This window comes from Sulfurospirillum sp. 1612 (assembly GCF_036556685.1).
Lineage (GTDB): Bacteria > Campylobacterota > Campylobacteria > Campylobacterales > Sulfurospirillaceae > JAADIZ01.
On the sequence record NZ_CP140614.1, the window covers coordinates 1,228,300 to 1,245,916 of the forward strand.

Below are 17,617 nucleotides of genomic sequence, written 5' to 3' on the forward strand. Positions count from 1 at the left end.
AGGGAGTTAATTATGTTAAATAAAAGAACAAAAGAATTAGAATTCTCATCCGGTCTTAGATGGACTCACTGGATCCGAGTTTTTGCGATAACTGCCCTCACCGTAACAGGGTTTTATATTGCTTATGTATTTGTTGCGCCAGCACCTTCAGGTACGCCAACGGTATTTCTAAATGCAAAATTTAGAATGTGGCATGAAGTAGCAGGATTTATCCTCATCGCTGTGACGCTTTACAAATCATACCTGTTTATATTTGGGAAGCTCAGCGGAAAAGAAAGGATATCATTGTATGATGCGTTTAATCCAAAAGTTTGGGTTGCACAAATAAAGTATTACCTTTTTATGAGTAAAAAACATCCTAAACTAAAAGGGGTATATAATCCACTACAATTTGTATCGTATGTGTTTTTGTATTTCCTTATCTTTATCATTTCATTGACAGGACTTGTCTTGTATGCACGATGTTATGGAGAAGGTTTGGGTGGATTTTTATTACCATATATGGAGCCGATTGAAGCGCTCATGGGTGGTTTGGCAATGGTGAGAGAGATTCACCATATAGCGATGTGGGGTATCTTGATTTTTATTCCTGTACATATCTATATGGCTGTTTTCAACTCTATCATGAGTACTGAGGGCTCTATTGATTCAATCATTAGTGGATATCGTTTCACTAAAACTGAAGAGTAAGAGTTTCTCTTGAAAATTTTAATATTAGGAATTGGCAATGTGATGTTCTCCGACGAAGGTGTCGGAGTGCATCTTTGCCATTTGATGGAAGAAAAATATGAATTTTCCTCAGAAGAGCATACTTTAGATTTCATCGATGGTGGTACACTTGCTGAGAGATTGATTCCCATCATTGCAGAATATGATTATGTTATCGTCTTTGATTGTGTTGATGCCAAAGGTGGAGAAATCGGAGATGTTTACTTCTTTGATTTTGAAAATGTACCAGATAGCATTACATTTCAAGGTAGTGTTCATGAGGTAGAAATGCTTCAAACATTAAGCATGATGGATATGTTAGGTGATAGGCCACCGACTAAAATAATCGGTATTATTCCGGAAGTGGTCAGTGAAACAACATTGCATCTAACAGACAAGTTGATTGCCGGAACGGCTATCATGGAAAAGGTATTTTTAAAACATATGGATGAATTGGGATTTAAATACCAGTTAAAACAAGAGATTGACATACAAAGCATCGCCAACAAGGCATGCGCACAATTTGCATAAGAAAAACAAGGGTAATAATAAAATGGTAATAGCTTATAGATTTGAATATATATCAACCAATAGAGTATTGGAAAATTTCTTAAAAGAAATTTGTGATGAATTTAAGATTGATTATTCAATCGAAAAAGACGGTACAATCGTCACATTATTTGTAAGTGGTACTGAAGAAGTTTTGCATAAATTTGCTGATTTCATATCATTTTATCTACCCTTGTCTATCTTTCTAAAAGCAACCCATGTGGAAGCTGTAGATTCGATGCCAAAAAGCAATGTCAAAATCAAACCTTGCGAGATTGCGTTGCCTTTTAGCAAAAAGGCTATAACGCTAGCAAAGGATAAAAATTCTGTTTTTTGGAATAATCCTTTTACTCCTAATGAGGTCGGAAAGGTTTGTGTCGATTGTGAAGCATCCCTGATTTTTAGTAAGAACAACAACATTCTAATCGCCAATAATGCCATCGCACACCATAAGGTCTACCAAGAAGTAGCCGAATTGATTGCAAAAAATGAAGTTGTTTTTATTAAAATGCCAGGTGGTGATTTTGCTTTTTCTAAAGTATCCAAAAAACACGTTCACCAACAAGATGATGCCATCATCATACCGACAGATTTGTCAAATGCTCAAAAGATGGTGCTACTAGATGAAAATGAAATCCGAAATCTTGCTTCAATAGAAAAGCCAATTATCAATGCAAGAATCAACTCAATTTATGCAGCCAAAGGAATATTGGATGAAAAAAGTGTCAAAATTCAGATGCCAAATACAATTCTTTTGCAACTTATCTGTGAAGAGTTGTATAAAATCGGTGTCGATTTTGTAGTCAAATCCCATCTTGTAGGCGAGAAAAATTATTCGATTGATTTTGAGGCCGTACCTCCTAAAATCGATTCGATGGAAATAACAGTACTAGAGAATAATGAAGTATTGATTTTAAAAGAGTATGAAGGCGCTCCAGAGCATCTCGTACAAGGGTTAGAAAAGCTTACAAATCCAGCAATTCGTCAATACGCATCCATACTCAATGAACGTGCTCTTTTTAATGCTAAAACCAGTTGTTTTTATTTTAGTAAGACTCATGACGATGCCATTTTGTTTCATGATGAAGAACACGGCATGCTAGAGTTGAGTAAATTTCCACTTTATCCTTCCATTGCAGCTATCTTTGCAGCAATCGAAGATGCCGGTGAGACCGGTAAAAAATTAATCAAAAATTATAAAGCAGCATTTCCAGAGATTTTTCAACATGCCCTTGATACTGAAGTGCCGCAAAGATTGCCGCAAAACCTCTTTCATCTTTTTGCATTTGCATCTGTTATCTTAGGATTAAGTGAAGATTTTGAAAACGGTGCTGAAAAATTGATGGATCATGCCCTGGGTTTTGGTGGTCAAAAAGGGCCAAGAATCGAGTTTACACTCAAAGAAAAAACAAAAGTACACTCAGACTTTGATGCCATCAAAATGATACGCAGTGCGATGAGTTTCAAACTAGCCGGCACAGATGATGCCACGCTAAGCTTTGGTTTTTTAGATAGTTTTTCATATTTTGTCTCTGATATTGCAGATGCCCATAAAGAAACCCTATCAAGCTCTGCTATGACGCTTGGTGGTTCACTTTTTGGATACAAACGCCTTAGCGAGATGACATGTAAAAACTTACTTTCCAGTCATAAAATATACTTTAACCGAGAGTTGCCAATCGACAATATTTAAACCCGCTAAAACCAAGACTATTGGTTTTTACGAAGGCGTGGCAAAAATACTATCAAAATAATGACAGCGATTAGACCTTGCAATGTTATAGTATGTTCTGCTCCGATATAATGAGATAGCGTCCCCACCATGAGCGCGCCTAGTGGCTGCATACCAAAAAGTGCCATAGCAAAATAACTCACAACACGTCCACGCATCTCTATGGATGATGTGGTCTGCAACAGTGTGTTGATAATAGCGATTTGCATCATCATCCCAAAACCGGTGATGGTTGCGAAGAAAAAAGCAAATGTTAGCGTATGAGAATTGGAAAAGAAAAGCAAGCCGACTGCGAAGATTGCAATCGCTGCAATGAGAATTTTCTTGAGATTGATGCTAGATTTAAGCGATGCTAAAGTAATAGCACCAAAAAATGCACCGATTCCAATACAACTATTGAGATATCCAAATGTCGAAGCATTGCCAGCTAATGAAACTTTGGCGATAATCGGAAGTAGGGTGATATATGGCAACACCAAAAAGCTCATCAAAGAGAGTAATAAAATCAACATTCCAATCATCGGAGTGGCTTTGATATAAGACAATCCCTCTTTGATATCTTCTACCATCTTTTTACTGCTGACTGTGGGAATATAATCAGGAAGTCGCATCATGAGCAAGGAACCAATGACGGCAATAAAACTAATGGCATTGATAGCAAAACAAAAACCAGCACCCACTTGGTCTAGCAAAATCCCAGAAATAGCAGGTCCGATTAGACGGGCGAGATTTACCATCGAAGAATTCAGCGCGATAGCATTGCCCAGATACTCTTTTTTATCAACCATGTGATGCACTAAAGATTGTCTTGTGGGAACATCAAAAGCGTTAATAATGCCAAGAAAAATACTCAGAACTAAAATCTCCCAGACTGTATAAGCAGTAAAAAAGACAATCAAAGTCATCAAAGTCGCTTGAATCATCGAAGCAATTTGTGTTATAAGTAACATTTTATATCGGTTGTGTCTATCGGCGATTGTTCCCCCAATCAGTGAAAATAAAAAAGAAGGAAATTGCGTAGCAAACACCGCAACACCTAACATAAAAGCCGATTGCGTCATCTCATATATGATCCAATATACGGCTGTTCTTTGTATCCAAGTCCCCATCATGGAGATAGACTGTCCGAAAAAAAAGAGTCGATAATTGCGACTGTGAAAGGCATTAAAGGTATTGATATTCATGAATTCTAACTGCTTTGTACTTGTAAATTTTATATTTTTATCTTTTGAAATCCTATCACTTTTATACTTAATTTTTGTGTTATAATGTCAAAATATACTGAAAGGAACGAACTTTTGAATGACATCATACTCTGCACCTTTAATGCACGTTATACTCATACTTCTATAGGCTTGAGATATCTTTATGCAAATCTCAAAGAACTCAAACAACAAGCTAAAATCATCGAATTTGTTATTAATAGCAGCATTGAAGATGCCGTAGAAAAAGTCTTGCATGAGCAACCAAAAATCATCGGTATTGGTGCTTATATCTGGAATGCGCAAGAGGTGAGCGCCTTTATCGATTTGACTAAAAAAGTCGCTCCTGATACGCTCATCATAGTGGGTGGACCTGAGGCGAGTTACCTCCCTCATCGTGTTGATTTCTCAAAAGCTGATTATATCGTGCAAGGAGAGGGCGATGTGGTATTTTATACATTGTGTCGTGATCTCTTGGAGAATCGTTTCCCTGTTGAGAAGATGATTCAAGCACCCATGGTCGATATGAGTCAAATTGAGTTACCCTATAAATACTACAGCGACATCGATGTTAGGCACCGTTATGCTTATGTCGAGGCCAGTCGGGGTTGTCCTTATAATTGTGAATTTTGTCTCTCATCTTTGGATAAAAAAGTACGCCATATTGATTCGCAACGATTTTTAGATGAGATTGAAATACTTTGGAATAGGGGAGTGAGAAATTTCAAATTTATTGATAGAACCTTTAATCTCAGGATTGAGACCGCCAATAAACTGATGGATTTTTTCCTCTCAAAAGAAGAGACGTATTTTGTACATTTTGAAGTCATTCCGGATCATTTTCCTAAATCTTTAAGAGAGCGTATCGTGAAGTTTCCTCCTGCCTCATTGCAACTTGAGGTGGGAATACAGACATTAAATCCTGAAATTTCTAAAAATATCAATCGTAAATTAAATATCGAAAAAATTCGTGAGAATCTTCGTTTTTTAGATCAAGAAACTACCGCACATCTACATGTAGATTTGATTGTTGGCTTACCAGGGGAGAGTCTGGACGGATTTGGTGAAAACCTAGATCGACTCTATCAAATGACAACATGCGAAATTCAAATCGGTATTTTGAAAAAACTCTCCGGCACAACACTCAATCGACATGATGAAGAATATGGCATGGTCTATTCAGATATTCCTCCTTATGACATTTTAAAAAATGATTTGATTTCCTATCATGAGATGCAAGAGATGAAGCGATTTGCAAGATTTTGGGATTTGGTCTATAACAGTGGAAATTTCAAACATAGTGTAGTATATTTATGGGAAGATGGTCGTGTTTATGCAGGATTTAAGAAATTTTCCCATTGGATTTACCAGCAAACTGAATCGACGTGGCAAATCTCTCTGGATAGGCTAGCACAGCTACTTTATCGTTATCTTACTGAAATTTTAGAGAAAGATTCGCTCATGATAAAACAGTTGCTCATCAAGGATCTCACCGTAATTCGAGGGCGTAAAATACCAAAATTTTTAAGGATTGAAGAAGAGGGCAAAAGTAAAGAAATTGGGAAGCCGACGTTTAACAAACGCCAACTCAAGCATTTGGACGCATAACCTACTTCCAGATATCTGGCTCATCCAAAGCTGGGTTATTTTGCAGAATCTCATAAGGTTTATAGTGCTCTTTGTAGTTTAAGCTGATGCAATCTTTAACATAATATCCCAAATAAATCCATCGGAGGTTAAAATTTTTGGCCAGTTGGATTTGAACATAAATTGAATACCTTCCAAGAGAAAAATCTGCATAATCGGGATCATAATAAAAATATATAGATGAGATACCATCATCCATGAAATCGATTAAATCGACAGCTACGAGCCGATCATCAATAAAATAGAGCACCTCTTTACCAAATTTTCCAGCTCCTGCTATATAGAGCTCATAATAACTATTGGGGCGTATTTTATAACTTTTCCACCCTTTTTTCGCTTCCATATGTGCGTGATATTTTTCATAAATTTCAAGATGTTCATTACTCAGTGTTGGTTTTTGGATGGTATAGACTGTTTTGGAATTTTTGCGTATAACTCGTCTGGCACTTTTGCTAAATGTATAGGCTTGTGCATCGATTCTTAGGCTTTTGCATTCTTGACACGTGGCACAATTGGGTCTGGAATAATAGTTTCCAAAACGTCTCCAACCTCTTTTGACCAAATCATCATTAAAGCGACTGGTACAGTTTTCAATGTACTTGTATTCCATGCGTGAGCGTTTGTCACTGAGGTAAGAACATTGGTTTTCAAGTGTTGAAAATTCGATTATCTTAGTAGAAAATTGCATATTCATGATGGATTGATTTTTTTAATGCCACTCTCTTTGACAAAATCCAAAAATTGATCTTGCATTTTTTCTTCTTTACTCTCTTTTGCTTCTTTAATTTTTCTTTCGTTCTCGATTTTTTCGTTCTCTTTCATATTTTTCTTCAAATCTTTTAATTCATCAAATAGTGCATTTTGCATCAGACGCTCCGATAGTATTTTTGTTTATTATAGCAAAATATATGCATTCTAAATTGCATTCGTGTTATAATTTATCGAAATATTCTAGATATTTTGAAGATAAGGAGGGGAAATTGATACATATCACATTCAATGCCTTTTCATTTTTAAGAGAAAAACTAAAAGCGCAAGGCATCCCCTATGTCAATGCCCCGATGGAATTACCAAAGGGCATCACACCCAATCAAATCATAAAAAATTTAAATTTTAAAGACGAAGAAGTCGAAGCTGTTTTTATCAATGGCGTGGTATTACCCAAAGATACCATACTAAAAGAGGGCGATAGATTAGCACTTTTACCACCAGGAACGCCGGGGTCTTATCGGCTCATGCTTGGTATCAAACAAGAAGAGGGCGACTTTTAGTCACCCTCCACCCACTTTTGGGAAGATGGTAAATATTTGACCATCTTCCAAAACAAAATCTTCCTCAACATGTCGTCCATTGACCATCAAAACTCCAACCGGCAGCTTCTCTTTGTCAATGCCAACATCTTCTAAAATATGCTGAGCCGTCGATCCTTTTGGATACTGACGCTGTTGTGATTTAAATCTTCCTTCTCGATATTGTGCGAAAAGTTTCACCGTGATTTCCATAAGTTCAGCCATCAGAAATCCCAAAAAGCATCAATCTCTTCGTTGGTGAAGTCCCACGTCACATTATGAGGAGGAAGCGCTTCATATTTCATGAACTCCGGTATTCTGTCATCATGCTTGGTTAATCCTGCATTTAAATTAAATTCATGCTCTGTTTTTAGAATGGTTTTACCTAAATTCATCACATCATCAATACTTAAAGTAGTGCCAAATCTGGCATTAATCATATCAATAAGTGCCGGTAAACACGCCGGTTCATCAAGTGCTGGGAACGCCACGAAAATACACATTCCGGTACTATCTACAGCCGCTGAGGCGATTTGTAAATTTCGTGCAAGCTCCACTTGTCCCTCTTTTTTGAGTGGATCAACATGTCCCCCACTGTTGAGAATATTGGTAGCGACGGCATAACCGGCGGTATGATCTGCTCCCATAGGTGTGGTAACATAAGTAACACCTTGTCCTTTGATTGCTCTTGGTTCATAAGCAGGAATACTTTGATTTTTGACCACTGGCACACGAACAAGACCGTAGAGTTTTCCTAGATTTCCAGCTCCTGAGCCGATAATTCTACCAAGATGTGTTCCTTTGCTTACTTCGTATTTGAGAATTTCATAGGCTCTATCTCCATCACCAAATTCAATCAATCCAGCATCTACTGCGAGTCCCAAAGTCACACCGGTTTCAATAGCATCCAATCCCAAATCATCCATCAATGCATCGATTTTTGCGATTTGGTCTAAGTCTCGAATACCAAGATTAGCACCAAAGGCCCAAATCATCTCATATTCAAATCCAGAAGTGAGATATTTCCCCTCTTTATCATTATAAGTTTGAGAGCATTGAATCACACATCCGGCATGACATCCATGAGTCGTGCTACCGCCACGGGCTTTGATATTTTCAGCCATCGTTTCACCGCAGATATTTTCTGCATTATCTGAATATCCTGATCTGAAGTTTCGAGTCGGTAAGCCACCGGCTTCATTGATGATATTAACCAGAACATTTGTACCAAAAGCGGGCAAGCCTTCACCACTGATTGGATTATCCTTGAGTGCTTTAGTAAACACTTTACTCGCAGCTTTGAATTTTTCCATATCAACAATGCTGGCACTTGCTTCGTTGAATTTTTCAGCATCCACCGTGATACATTTGATTTTCTTAGAACCCATTACCGCACCAAGACCACCGCGGCCATGGCTTCTGAGCTTACCTTTTGGGTCTTTGACAGAAATATTGGAAATCAACATTTTCATCTCACCCGGACGTCCAATACTCATGACGGCTACTTTTTTGTCATATTTTTCTAGCATTGAATCTAATACAAAGTAATTATCTTTGCCGACAAGTTCCGGTACGCGTTCGATCTCAATATGCTCTTTGGTGACATGAATGTGATAAAAAGTACTATCATCCTCAGGCATTCCTTCGATGATGAGCGCTTTTACACCCAATTTTGCCATCACTCCGGCGATAGTTCCACCAACATTACTCTCTTTGATACCTCCGGTTAGTGGGCTTTTGGCACCTAGAGAATTTCTACCGCTGTTTGCAGCACTGGTACCGGAGAGTAGTCCTGGAGCAAAGACCATTTTATTATTTGGACCAAGAGGGTGACACTCAGGGTCAACCTCGGCAGCAACGATTGTAGAAGTAAGACCTCTACCACCTAATCCCATCCAGTCTTGCGGTACATCTTCAATCTTAAAACTAAGATTTGACATATTTACTCGGTAAATTTTATCTGACATATCTTCCCCTTTTGGTCAATTTTCCTCATTCTATGATGTATAAATTGAATTATTTCTTAAAATTTTGCCAAAGCACTTATAATGAAAATATGCTAAAATTGCATATCTTTTTTTACACACTTTTCACATAATTATGGATTTTTAAATGGTAATATGATTTTGATAATGATATACTTCCAATTTCAGAAGGAGTCATTATGGATATATCAATGTTGATGCGTGGTACTGAAGCGTTCAAAAAACAGAGTTTCAAAAAGTATAAAGAACGCTATATCGATTTGGTAAAAAGGGGACAAAAACCCAAAGCACTCTTTATCGGTTGCAGTGACTCAAGGGTCGTACCTTCGCTCATCACAAACTCCGATCCTGGCGATCTTTTCGTCGTTCGAAATATTGGAAATTTTGTTCCTCCCTATAAGCCAGATGTCGATTTTCACGGTACTGCTGCTGCCATAGAGTATGCCGTATCCTTTTTGAAAGTGAGTGATATCATTGTCTGTGGTCATTCTCATTGTGGTGCTATCGAGGGAGTATTTAAAAAAGAGGATATTGATCCTGATGCGATGATACATGTCAAAAAGTGGTTGGAACTGGGTGAGCGAACAAAAGAGATGATAGACCAACTCGAAGTCAGTGAACCACTTGAGTTAAAATTAAAGATGGAAATGGCCGAACAAATCTCTGTCGTCTTTTCACTTCAAAATCTCTTGAGCTATCCCAAAGTCGCAGAAAAAGTGGAAGAGGGCACTTTGTCGATTAGAGGATGGTATTATAAAATCGAAACCGGTGATGTTTCGTTTTATGATGATGACAAGATGCTCTTTTTGCCACCAGAACATCATGATGCCTAATTTTTAGAAAATATCAGTCGTTTTTTTCAGTTTTTCTTTGTCAAAATGCGTATAAATACGAGACGTATTAATATCAGCATGTCCTAAAGATTCTTGCACGAGTATCAAATCATGACTTTTTTGGTACAGCAAAGTGGCAAAGGTATGGCGTAGCATATGGCACCCGTTTTTCTCTTTTCTAATACCTGCTGATATGAGTATTTGCTCCACAATTCGGCTCAAATAAGCTTGTGTGAGTTTCGTACCTTTTTGATTGCAAAACATCAAACCATCGTGACAATGATGGATCTCAAGCCAAGCTAAGAGATCTGATTGTATGATTTTTTCACGTATCATGACAACACGGGGCTTGTTGCCTTTGCCGCGTACTTGTATGACATAAGTATCTTCATCTTTAAAAAAATCACTCTTTTTGACGCCAATCGCCTCACCCACGCGAATGCCGGTATAGAGAATCAGTTTGATAATCAAACGGTTTCTGATGCCGATTTCTGGGGTTTTGAACTCATAAGCGTCAATCGCTGCGATAAAACGCTGTACTTCATCTTTATTGAGGTAAGAGGGGAGTTTAATGCCCCCTTTTCCTCCTAATCCTCCCCAGTTCTTGAGTTCGATGCCATAGTGATAAGCCGTACCATTTTCATCACTATTTTGCTTGTCAATATAACTAAAAAAACTAAGCAATGCGATACGATAGTTCTTTTTGGAGGCATCGGAGAGTTGTGATGTTTCACTGGCCAAAAAATCACTCAATAACTCTTCATCAATCTCTCGCATCGAAGCGGCACCAAAACGCATCAGATACTCATAGAGTTTTTCAAGTGGACGAAAATAGACATGAATGCCTCCCATGCCAATATTTCTTGCATCATTGAGCCATTGTTTTAAGACCTTGATATTATCGCTGCCTTGAGCGAGATGCTGGATGATTTGAGCCAATCGATCTTTATCGGTGACGTTGCGATTCGATAATGTCGTTATTTTGTTACGAGTAAATTTACTCAACCAAAAAAGATAGGTCTTACTAAATGTAGCTTCAAAGTCAAGAGGATATCTCATGAGTATGCCTTGTGATGATTTATGGGTATTATAGCAAAAATTTCCTTAATTGTATTGGAAACTATAATTTCCAAACTCTTATTTGGTTGTATCGGCTTGAAACTTAAACGAGTTAGAAACAATGAGTTAAAACTTAAAAAGAGCATGTCATGATAGACGTTAAACTCATAGATAAGTTTGAAAATGGGCGTACAACAGTAGAAAATGATATTTTACTTAATACAAGCTTGACAGCTACTGAAAAGATCGTATATATGTACATAGAAATGCTGAGCTACAAGGATAATTATTGCTATGCTACAAATCGTCAAATTTGTGATCTAACAGGTCATAGTATTGATGCACTAAAACAAGCAATTAAAAAATTAAAAAAGAAAAAATACATCGTAATTGATACACTACAAACTAGAACACCATATAAGCGACGAATATTTACAGAAACAAGATTTCTTAAAGCATGGAATTCAGCCACCCTACCCTCAGATTGTACAGTTAAAAATCCGATCAGGCGCATTGAAGAGTTGGACAGATTACAAATTAGTAAGTCTTTTGCAAAGTTTAGAAAATTCATGAAACTATATCTAACAGAAAATCAATTTTTCATTGATACCGCGGGAGATTTACAAGCACAAATAATTGAGATTAAAAAGAATGGCTACTATCGCACAATAACATATAATAGGGATCTAAACAAAGATGAGGCCATATTATTTGAAATGTTGATGTTTGATAAACGTGAAGCATTACTAGATGCTTTTTTCAAAAATAAGGAGTTAAAAAATGATTATTGAAATTTTATCTTTACAATATGACATGATCCAAAATATTATAAAAGAACAAATCGAAGATAGAAAAGGTGGCATTAGTATATTAAAAGGTGAAGATCACTTTTATGGCAATGACAATGAAGAGCGAACAAAACGAATAAAAGAATTAAAAAAAGAGATCAAGCAATTGATAGAACTAAGAAGAGCTTTAAAACGCGGCATAAAATAGATGTTTAACTCTTATACAGGGATACCGTAATTTCCCTATATAAGCGTTTTCATGTTACGGAATGAAAGCGCCTTTAATCAAAATAAAGGCAAAAAATGTTTCCAATTTTATCTTCTATTTTAGGGATTTTTCAAGATCCTATCAAAAAAGCGGCTTCTAAATGGTTTGAAACGGCACAAGATAAAGCACAAGCAACAGCAATATATCTTAAAGCGCTTGATCCAAATGGGCAGATGAGAAGAAGCATAACTACAACCACGATGAGGCTATATAGTACTTATATTTATGTTATGCTTTTTTTACTACTCGCACAATCTTTTAATCTAGGAAATACACAACAAATATCTAGTGCCATATCTAGCATGAAAGATTTATTTTTACCTATTACGACGGCCTTTGGCACGATTATGAGTGCAAGTTTTGCAGTCAATGGCGTAAACTCATTTACAGATGGAAAAATTAAAACAAATACAAATCAAGGAGGCGAAAAATGACTAAAGAGATTGAAAGTTTATCTGATGATCAAATTATTCAAACAGAAGAGGAAAATATACCAGATATAAAAGAAAATTTGACAAAAGATTTAGAGAAACGCATAAATGAAGTTGAAAAAAGATTTGAGGATTTTAAGGTCGTAGAAATTAAAGAAGAACATGAAGAGGAAAAGAAACCAAAATCAAAATACTTTTTTTTGATTGGTAGTGTTTCTTTGATTGGTATTGGCCTATTTCTTATTAAAAACTCTAAAAATAACGATAAAGAGGCTAAAGCATGAATAAAGGAGCGGAAAAAGTAACGGATAATGGCGTAGATATGGATATTCCTTTTGATGACATAAAAAGCACGAAGGAAGATATAACCAGGACTGAGTTAATGCAGAAGACGGGCAAAGAATTGGCAAAAATCGCCCTCCCCTATACAAATTTAAAAGAAGTTACATTAACAAAATTAAGCAAAGCCGAACTTTGCGACATAATACTAACAAAAGGAGCAAATAGAGAGCAAACAGAGCCAAAGGCAAGAGCAAACAGAGCCAAAAGCGATAGCGAGGCGATTATTGATACATTTTTGGCTATTGCAGAGAGTTTTAAGCTAAAGAGAGAGCAAGAGCCGCTTAATGCAGCAGCAAAACAGATTTTTAAAAATAATGCAGTCAATATCGTTGATAAAAAGGTCGAAGATGAAACAGTAAGTAGCCACGGCGTTAATACGGCAGTCGTAATTGTAGCGGGTGCATTTTTGGCTATTGATGGGATTATAGGCTTAGCGAATATTCCAACATTTTTAGGAAAGTTAAAAAGTAAATTTAATGCTAATAGAACAAAGACAAAATAAAATTATTACAGTCATAGGGCATAAGGGCTATGGAAAGACAGCTTTAACAGAAGCACTTATGCTCATGTACAATAAGCCGACTATAATTGCAGATCCACGATTTCAATATTCTACATTTCAAAATCGACGGTTAAGTTTTCAATCCGTTGGAAAGTTTAGAAAGTGGATATATAACACGGCAAATTTCAAAGTTTTTTATAAATACAAGTTAGAACTAATCGTTAATGCTTTTGATGATACTTTTGATGAACTTGCAAGTATCGTTGCACAGATGAGATCTTTGATGTTTGTCGTCGATGAAGTAGATATGTTTTTAGATCCTCGGGCTACAAAAAAGAACTCCTTGAACAAGATTATACAATATGGTAGGCACCACGAGATTGACATAATATCCACTTCACGTAGGCCGGCAAACATCTCGCGCAACTTGACATCACAAACAGATATTTTTTATTTTTCACGGTTGCGCGAACCTACTGATAAATTATATATAAAGCAAGCGATCGGGGCTGAATATGTTAGTTTAGTTGAAAATTTAGATCGCTTCAGTTTTTTAGAGTTTGAAGATGAAGAACATCATAAGATCATTACTACAAGTAAAAATGATCTTGAAATATTACAAAAAGGATAAATCTTTGAAAGGAGGTTTAAAAATGCAAAAGAACGTAACAAAAGGCGTTATTTATGGCGTAGCCGCGGTTGTTGTTTCAAGTGTTTTGGGAAAATATATCCCATTTTTATCAATCTAATTAAATATCAAAGGACATCATAAATGAATTTTACACAATCAGACCTATACGTAAGTTTAGGCGTAATTATTGGCGTTGTTGTTGGAAAAAAATATATCCAACCAATTATCTCAAGCACTTTGACTGCAGGAGCTTAAATCATGGCAAGAACATTTAAGAGAAAAGAAGGATCATTATCTTTTACCGCATCAACTCAAACAAGATTACAGTTATCACGAAACTATCACGTTGAGAGTTATTTAGTAAAGATCAAAGTGACACATACTAACGGGGCAAGTCCTAAGTTTTACAATGAAGGCGTATTGAGTTTAATTAACGGCATCCAGCTTGTCGGAAATGGTAACGAAAATATTAAACAGATACCAGGAAATAAATTGTACATTGATGCAATTTTATCAAATGGAAAGCAAGGTAAAACCGTACTTGACACAACAGCAAGCACAAGCGGCTTAGTGTCTTATGTATGGGCAAAGATTAACTTATCAATGCCAAACAGTGTACGCCCATGGGATACCATTTTAAATACTGGAGTTTTCCAGAGTTTAGATCTAATTGTAGATTGGGGATCTAGTGCAAATATGGGCGAAGATATTACAATCACGGCGGCAGATATGACAGTTTATAGCAACCAGCTTATTGGTTATACACGCGGCAAAGGTGAAGTGATTAAATATTACGAAGAAACCGCACTCAAAGAAGAGGTAACAAGCACAAACAGCGAGTTTACAATCACATTACCAATTAACAAACTATATAGATCACTAGTTGTCGCCGCTACCGTTGATAATATTAGATCCGGTAATGTCATCAAAGGCCTAAAAGTAAAAAGTGGCACAACTGTGATTGTTGATTGGGATAGTGAAGCGCTTAATGAGTTTAACAAAGAACATTTTAGAATTGAAGGCGATCAAGATTTCACCGGTATTTATGTGATTGATTTTGCAGAACGTGGAAGATTAAGCGACGTTTTGAATACTCTAACCGGAGGTTTCAACACTTTAGAGCTTGTGCTTGATGTTGAAAAACAATCAGGGTCAAATTTTGTACAAGTTTATAGTGATACAGTAAAACAAACATCAATCACGGAGGCTTAAAATGCCAAACTATAACGGAGATGGAACATCAAGCGGAGTGATAAGCGGTACCACGGCAAGTGGTACCGATTGGTTAAGTAGCATATTAAATCCAATTTCAAATGCAGTCATCACAGTTGCAAGCACAAAAGCACAAGTGGACACCTTAAACAATCAAACCAAAACAACGCAATCATACCAGGATCAACAACAAGCCGTAGGATCAAAAAATTTGATTTCCGGCATAGATAACAATTATTTGATATTGGGTATTTTTAGTGCCATTGGTGTATATATGTTTTTGAAAGGTTAAATCATGGGATTGTTTGGAGGATCCGCAACATCAAGCGGAATTACAACAAGTAGTATAAATTTTAATCCCTCTATTATTTTTGGGAAAGATAATAGTACAAGTAGCACCCCTACTCTATCACAGACACCAACGAGTAGCCAAACCACCCGCGATGGGTTAAGCGCCGCAGCTAGTGTCGGGTTATTGGGTGGCACAGCGGGGCAAGCAAGCTTAAGTGAAGCGCCTATGGATAGTGGAACAGATCCGCAAGCGGCAACGGCAGAAAGTACCGCAAGCGGATCTAATTTTGATCTCAAAACTTTTGGTATCGGATTGGCAGGAATTGGTGGCGTAATGCTTGTTAAAAATGGGATGGATCATACAAAGCACAAGAAAAAAAAGGCTAAGTAATGGGATTTTTAAGCGCGATTTTTGGCGGTGGTGGCAGTAGTAGCAATAGCACAACAAATACTAATGTCACCGTAAATCCAACAACAAACGTTGATATAAATCTTGATGAATTAGCACAAGCTATAAAAGATGGAACCGCCACCGATGCACAAATTCAAGCCGCCGCTTTACAACTTACGGCGGCAAGTAATAACGCAGAGCTAGAACAAAGAAATAATTTTTTTAATTCTATAACAACTGGATCTAAAAAATATATTCTTTTGGGTGGTTTTTTTTATCTTATTTATCGAATTAACAAAAAGGGAAAATTATGAATTACAATATAATTGAAAAAGATATTAGTAATGGTCTTGATGCGAATCAGGTAAACTCTTTAGGCTCCGGAGATTATCTAATTTTACGCTATGCACCAGAGGGGGCAAATGTAAAGATCCGCATTAATGATGCAAACGCCAAAGATATTTCAATGATACAAGATGACAGCATCACGGCTACCGGAATAAATCGAATATATATTTCAGCAGATCCCGTACCAGATGAGCATATAATTTTTGCGCAAAGTAGTAATGATGCAGATTTTAAGATCAACCCTGCTCCAGCGTTAAAGACTGTAAACGTAAACGGATCATTTACGCCACGTTTTGATGAGGAATATACAATCGCATCGGGTGAAAGTTTTGATCTTGATGTAAAGGCGATTAAAGCAGTAAGATTTTTGGCGAGCGATTATGTAAATATTTCTTTAAATACAAGTAGCATAAAATATGAAATGTTAGAAGATCTAATCTATACCACAGAACTAACAAATTTAAAATTTAGCAACGATACAGCGGCAAGTATTAGCGTTATTATATGGGGTATGTAAGATGCTAGGAATAACAAGAGGAACTTTAATTAAAGTTGTTAAAAAGCTATTTAATGTTACAGGGTCGTCACCTCTTTATGCTTGTAGGGCATGGGTAAATTTTAATGGTACTGGGACAGTTTCTATTAGAGCGAGTGGTAATATATCTAGTATTACAGATAATGGAACTGGGGATTATACAGCTAACTTTATAATAGCTATGGAAGATGCCAATTATTATGCAAGTACACTACAAAGAGGAAACAGTTTTGCATCAGGACCATCATATCCTTCAGAGTTTACAACTACGAGTTATAGATTTAGATATTACATTGGTATAGATGGGGAAAAAATAGATAGAGATATTTGTGGATGTATTGTGTTTAGATAACAAAAGGAAAAAAAAATGAATAGAATAATATACAAAAACAAAGACGAAAGTGTAGCAATACTAATACCAGCACAAGAAGTACTAGATATAGTAGGTTTACAAGCGATTGCTGAAAAAGATGTACCTCATAATCTTCCTTATTGGCTAGTATCTGATACAGATATTCCAACAGATAGAACAGATAGAGATAGATGGGTGCTTGAAGATATGCCAGAACCTGATGGGTTTGGTGGTGAGTCTAGTGAATTTACAGATACAGAATTACAAGCACTATACAGACAAGGAGTAATAAAATGATAATAATTGATAAAGACAAAATTAAAATAAAAGAATTATTATTATTTAAAAAACAAGTAAAAGAAGCATTGAATAATAGTGATTTGGTTGCTATTCGATGCCTAAAAGCAAATATCCCATTTCCTGATGATTGGGTCAGTTATGTCATGACTTTAAGGGCTTTATTAAAAAGTGATACTGTGCAAGATATACCAGCTCATCCAGATTATCCAATAGGGTCATAAA

Annotated in this window: 26 protein-coding genes; 20 read left to right on the forward strand and 6 right to left on the reverse strand. The window is 36.5% G+C overall.

Annotation, left to right across the window (positions count from 1 at the left end):
- The first annotated feature begins 12 nt into the window (after positions 1-12).
- The 3 genes from cybH to SFB89_RS06090 are packed head-to-tail and all read left to right on the forward strand — an operon-like array spanning position 13 to position 2,950.
- Entirely contained in the window at positions 13-690 is a 678-nt protein-coding gene (gene cybH, locus SFB89_RS06080; RefSeq protein ID WP_331773796.1) for a Ni/Fe-hydrogenase, b-type cytochrome subunit, read from the forward strand.
- A 9-nt stretch (positions 691-699) separates the two neighbouring features.
- Positions 700-1,239, forward strand: a complete 540-nt coding sequence (locus SFB89_RS06085) for a HyaD/HybD family hydrogenase maturation endopeptidase (RefSeq protein WP_331773797.1) — start codon at positions 700-702, stop codon at positions 1,237-1,239.
- Positions 1,240-1,261: 22 nt separating this feature from the next.
- A complete protein-coding gene (locus SFB89_RS06090; protein ID WP_331773798.1) occupies positions 1,262-2,950 on the forward strand; it encodes a hypothetical protein in 1,689 nt (562 codons plus the stop codon).
- A gap of 17 nt (positions 2,951-2,967) precedes the next feature.
- On the opposite strand, the gene SFB89_RS06095 is transcribed toward SFB89_RS06090, so the two are convergent.
- Positions 2,968-4,173: an MFS transporter gene (locus tag SFB89_RS06095; RefSeq protein WP_331773799.1), complete on the reverse strand. Its 1,206-nt coding sequence runs from the start codon at positions 4,171-4,173 to the stop codon at positions 2,968-2,970.
- Between the two features lie 114 nt (positions 4,174-4,287).
- Between SFB89_RS06095 and SFB89_RS06100 the strand changes: the two genes are divergently transcribed.
- Entirely contained in the window at positions 4,288-5,799 is a 1,512-nt protein-coding gene (locus SFB89_RS06100; RefSeq protein WP_331773800.1) for a B12-binding domain-containing radical SAM protein, read from the forward strand.
- Between the two features lies 1 nt (position 5,800).
- Here SFB89_RS06100 and SFB89_RS06105 read toward each other — a convergent pair whose 3' ends face one another.
- Together SFB89_RS06105 and SFB89_RS06110 are read right to left on the reverse strand one after the other, a co-directional pair.
- The gene (locus SFB89_RS06105; protein WP_331776061.1) at positions 5,801-6,526 is read right to left on the reverse strand and encodes an arginyltransferase; all 726 of its coding nucleotides are present in this window, start codon (positions 6,524-6,526) and stop codon (positions 5,801-5,803) included.
- Between the two features lie 2 nt (positions 6,527-6,528).
- A complete protein-coding gene (locus SFB89_RS06110) occupies positions 6,529-6,705 on the reverse strand; it encodes a hypothetical protein (RefSeq protein WP_331773801.1) in 177 nt (58 codons plus the stop codon).
- Positions 6,706-6,818: 113 nt separating this feature from the next.
- Here SFB89_RS06110 and SFB89_RS06115 point away from each other — a divergent pair, with 113 nt between their 5' ends.
- On the forward strand, positions 6,819-7,109 hold the full coding sequence (locus SFB89_RS06115; protein WP_331773802.1) for a MoaD/ThiS family protein: 291 nt from the start codon (positions 6,819-6,821) through the stop codon (positions 7,107-7,109).
- Here the strand turns inward: SFB89_RS06115 and SFB89_RS06120 are convergent, their stop codons facing one another.
- Entirely contained in the window at positions 7,110-7,352 is a 243-nt protein-coding gene (locus SFB89_RS06120) for a MoaD/ThiS family protein (protein ID WP_331773803.1), read from the reverse strand. It lies immediately after the preceding gene.
- The gene (locus SFB89_RS06125) at positions 7,352-9,094 is read right to left on the reverse strand and encodes an aldehyde ferredoxin oxidoreductase C-terminal domain-containing protein (protein WP_331773804.1); all 1,743 of its coding nucleotides are present in this window, start codon (positions 9,092-9,094) and stop codon (positions 7,352-7,354) included. The genes SFB89_RS06120 and SFB89_RS06125 overlap by 1 nt, the downstream gene beginning before the upstream one ends.
- A 197-nt stretch (positions 9,095-9,291) precedes the next feature.
- On the opposite strand from SFB89_RS06125, the gene SFB89_RS06130 reads away from it, so the two are divergent.
- Entirely contained in the window at positions 9,292-9,945 is a 654-nt protein-coding gene (locus tag SFB89_RS06130; RefSeq protein ID WP_331773805.1) for a carbonic anhydrase, read from the forward strand.
- A 3-nt stretch (positions 9,946-9,948) separates the two neighbouring features.
- Here SFB89_RS06130 and SFB89_RS06135 read toward each other — a convergent pair whose 3' ends face one another.
- Positions 9,949-11,004, reverse strand: coding sequence for a tyrosine-type recombinase/integrase (locus SFB89_RS06135; RefSeq protein ID WP_331773806.1), 1,056 nt, complete (start codon positions 11,002-11,004; stop codon positions 9,949-9,951).
- Between the two features lie 149 nt (positions 11,005-11,153).
- Here SFB89_RS06135 and SFB89_RS06140 point away from each other — a divergent pair, with 149 nt between their 5' ends.
- The 14 genes from SFB89_RS06140 (at position 11,154) to SFB89_RS06205 (ending at position 17,616) form a co-directional block, all read left to right on the forward strand.
- Positions 11,154-11,795: a helix-turn-helix domain-containing protein gene (locus SFB89_RS06140; protein ID WP_331773807.1), complete on the forward strand. Its 642-nt coding sequence runs from the start codon at positions 11,154-11,156 to the stop codon at positions 11,793-11,795.
- Positions 11,785-12,000, forward strand: a complete 216-nt coding sequence (locus SFB89_RS06145; RefSeq protein ID WP_331773808.1) for a hypothetical protein — start codon at positions 11,785-11,787, stop codon at positions 11,998-12,000. Before SFB89_RS06140 ends, SFB89_RS06145 begins: the two co-directional genes overlap by 11 nt.
- 95 nt (positions 12,001-12,095) lie before the next feature.
- Positions 12,096-12,494 carry a hypothetical protein gene (locus SFB89_RS06150; RefSeq protein WP_331773809.1) on the forward strand — a complete coding sequence of 133 codons (399 nt, stop codon included), beginning with the start codon at positions 12,096-12,098 and terminating at the stop codon, positions 12,492-12,494.
- Complete coding sequence (locus tag SFB89_RS06155) at positions 12,491-12,775, forward strand: hypothetical protein (RefSeq protein ID WP_331773810.1); 285 nt, start codon at positions 12,491-12,493, stop codon at positions 12,773-12,775. The genes SFB89_RS06150 and SFB89_RS06155 overlap by 4 nt, the downstream gene beginning before the upstream one ends.
- Complete coding sequence (locus SFB89_RS06160) at positions 12,772-13,335, forward strand: hypothetical protein (protein WP_331773811.1); 564 nt, start codon at positions 12,772-12,774, stop codon at positions 13,333-13,335. The genes SFB89_RS06155 and SFB89_RS06160 overlap by 4 nt, the downstream gene beginning before the upstream one ends.
- On the forward strand, positions 13,310-13,966 hold the full coding sequence (locus SFB89_RS06165) for an AAA family ATPase (protein WP_331773812.1): 657 nt from the start codon (positions 13,310-13,312) through the stop codon (positions 13,964-13,966). Before SFB89_RS06160 ends, SFB89_RS06165 begins: the two co-directional genes overlap by 26 nt.
- Positions 13,967-14,224: 258 nt before the next feature.
- On the forward strand, positions 14,225-15,178 hold the full coding sequence (locus SFB89_RS06170; RefSeq protein WP_331773813.1) for a hypothetical protein: 954 nt from the start codon (positions 14,225-14,227) through the stop codon (positions 15,176-15,178).
- 1 nt (position 15,179) lies between these two features.
- Positions 15,180-15,470 (forward strand): hypothetical protein, encoded by a 291-nt coding sequence (locus tag SFB89_RS06175; protein WP_331773814.1) that lies wholly within the window; start codon positions 15,180-15,182, stop codon positions 15,468-15,470.
- Between the two features lie 3 nt (positions 15,471-15,473).
- Positions 15,474-15,860, forward strand: coding sequence for a hypothetical protein (locus SFB89_RS06180; RefSeq protein ID WP_331773815.1), 387 nt, complete (start codon positions 15,474-15,476; stop codon positions 15,858-15,860).
- A complete protein-coding gene (locus tag SFB89_RS06185; RefSeq protein WP_331773816.1) occupies positions 15,860-16,174 on the forward strand; it encodes a hypothetical protein in 315 nt (104 codons plus the stop codon). The genes SFB89_RS06180 and SFB89_RS06185 overlap by 1 nt, the downstream gene beginning before the upstream one ends.
- Complete coding sequence (locus SFB89_RS06190) at positions 16,171-16,725, forward strand: hypothetical protein (RefSeq protein WP_331773817.1); 555 nt, start codon at positions 16,171-16,173, stop codon at positions 16,723-16,725. The genes SFB89_RS06185 and SFB89_RS06190 overlap by 4 nt, the downstream gene beginning before the upstream one ends.
- A 1-nt stretch (position 16,726) precedes the next feature.
- Complete coding sequence (locus SFB89_RS06195; RefSeq protein ID WP_331773818.1) at positions 16,727-17,095, forward strand: hypothetical protein; 369 nt, start codon at positions 16,727-16,729, stop codon at positions 17,093-17,095.
- Positions 17,096-17,110: 15 nt separating this feature from the next.
- Positions 17,111-17,392, forward strand: coding sequence for a hypothetical protein (locus SFB89_RS06200; RefSeq protein ID WP_331773819.1), 282 nt, complete (start codon positions 17,111-17,113; stop codon positions 17,390-17,392).
- Complete coding sequence (locus SFB89_RS06205) at positions 17,389-17,616, forward strand: hypothetical protein (protein WP_331773820.1); 228 nt, start codon at positions 17,389-17,391, stop codon at positions 17,614-17,616. Before SFB89_RS06200 ends, SFB89_RS06205 begins: the two co-directional genes overlap by 4 nt.
- Position 17,617 lies beyond the last annotated feature (1 nt).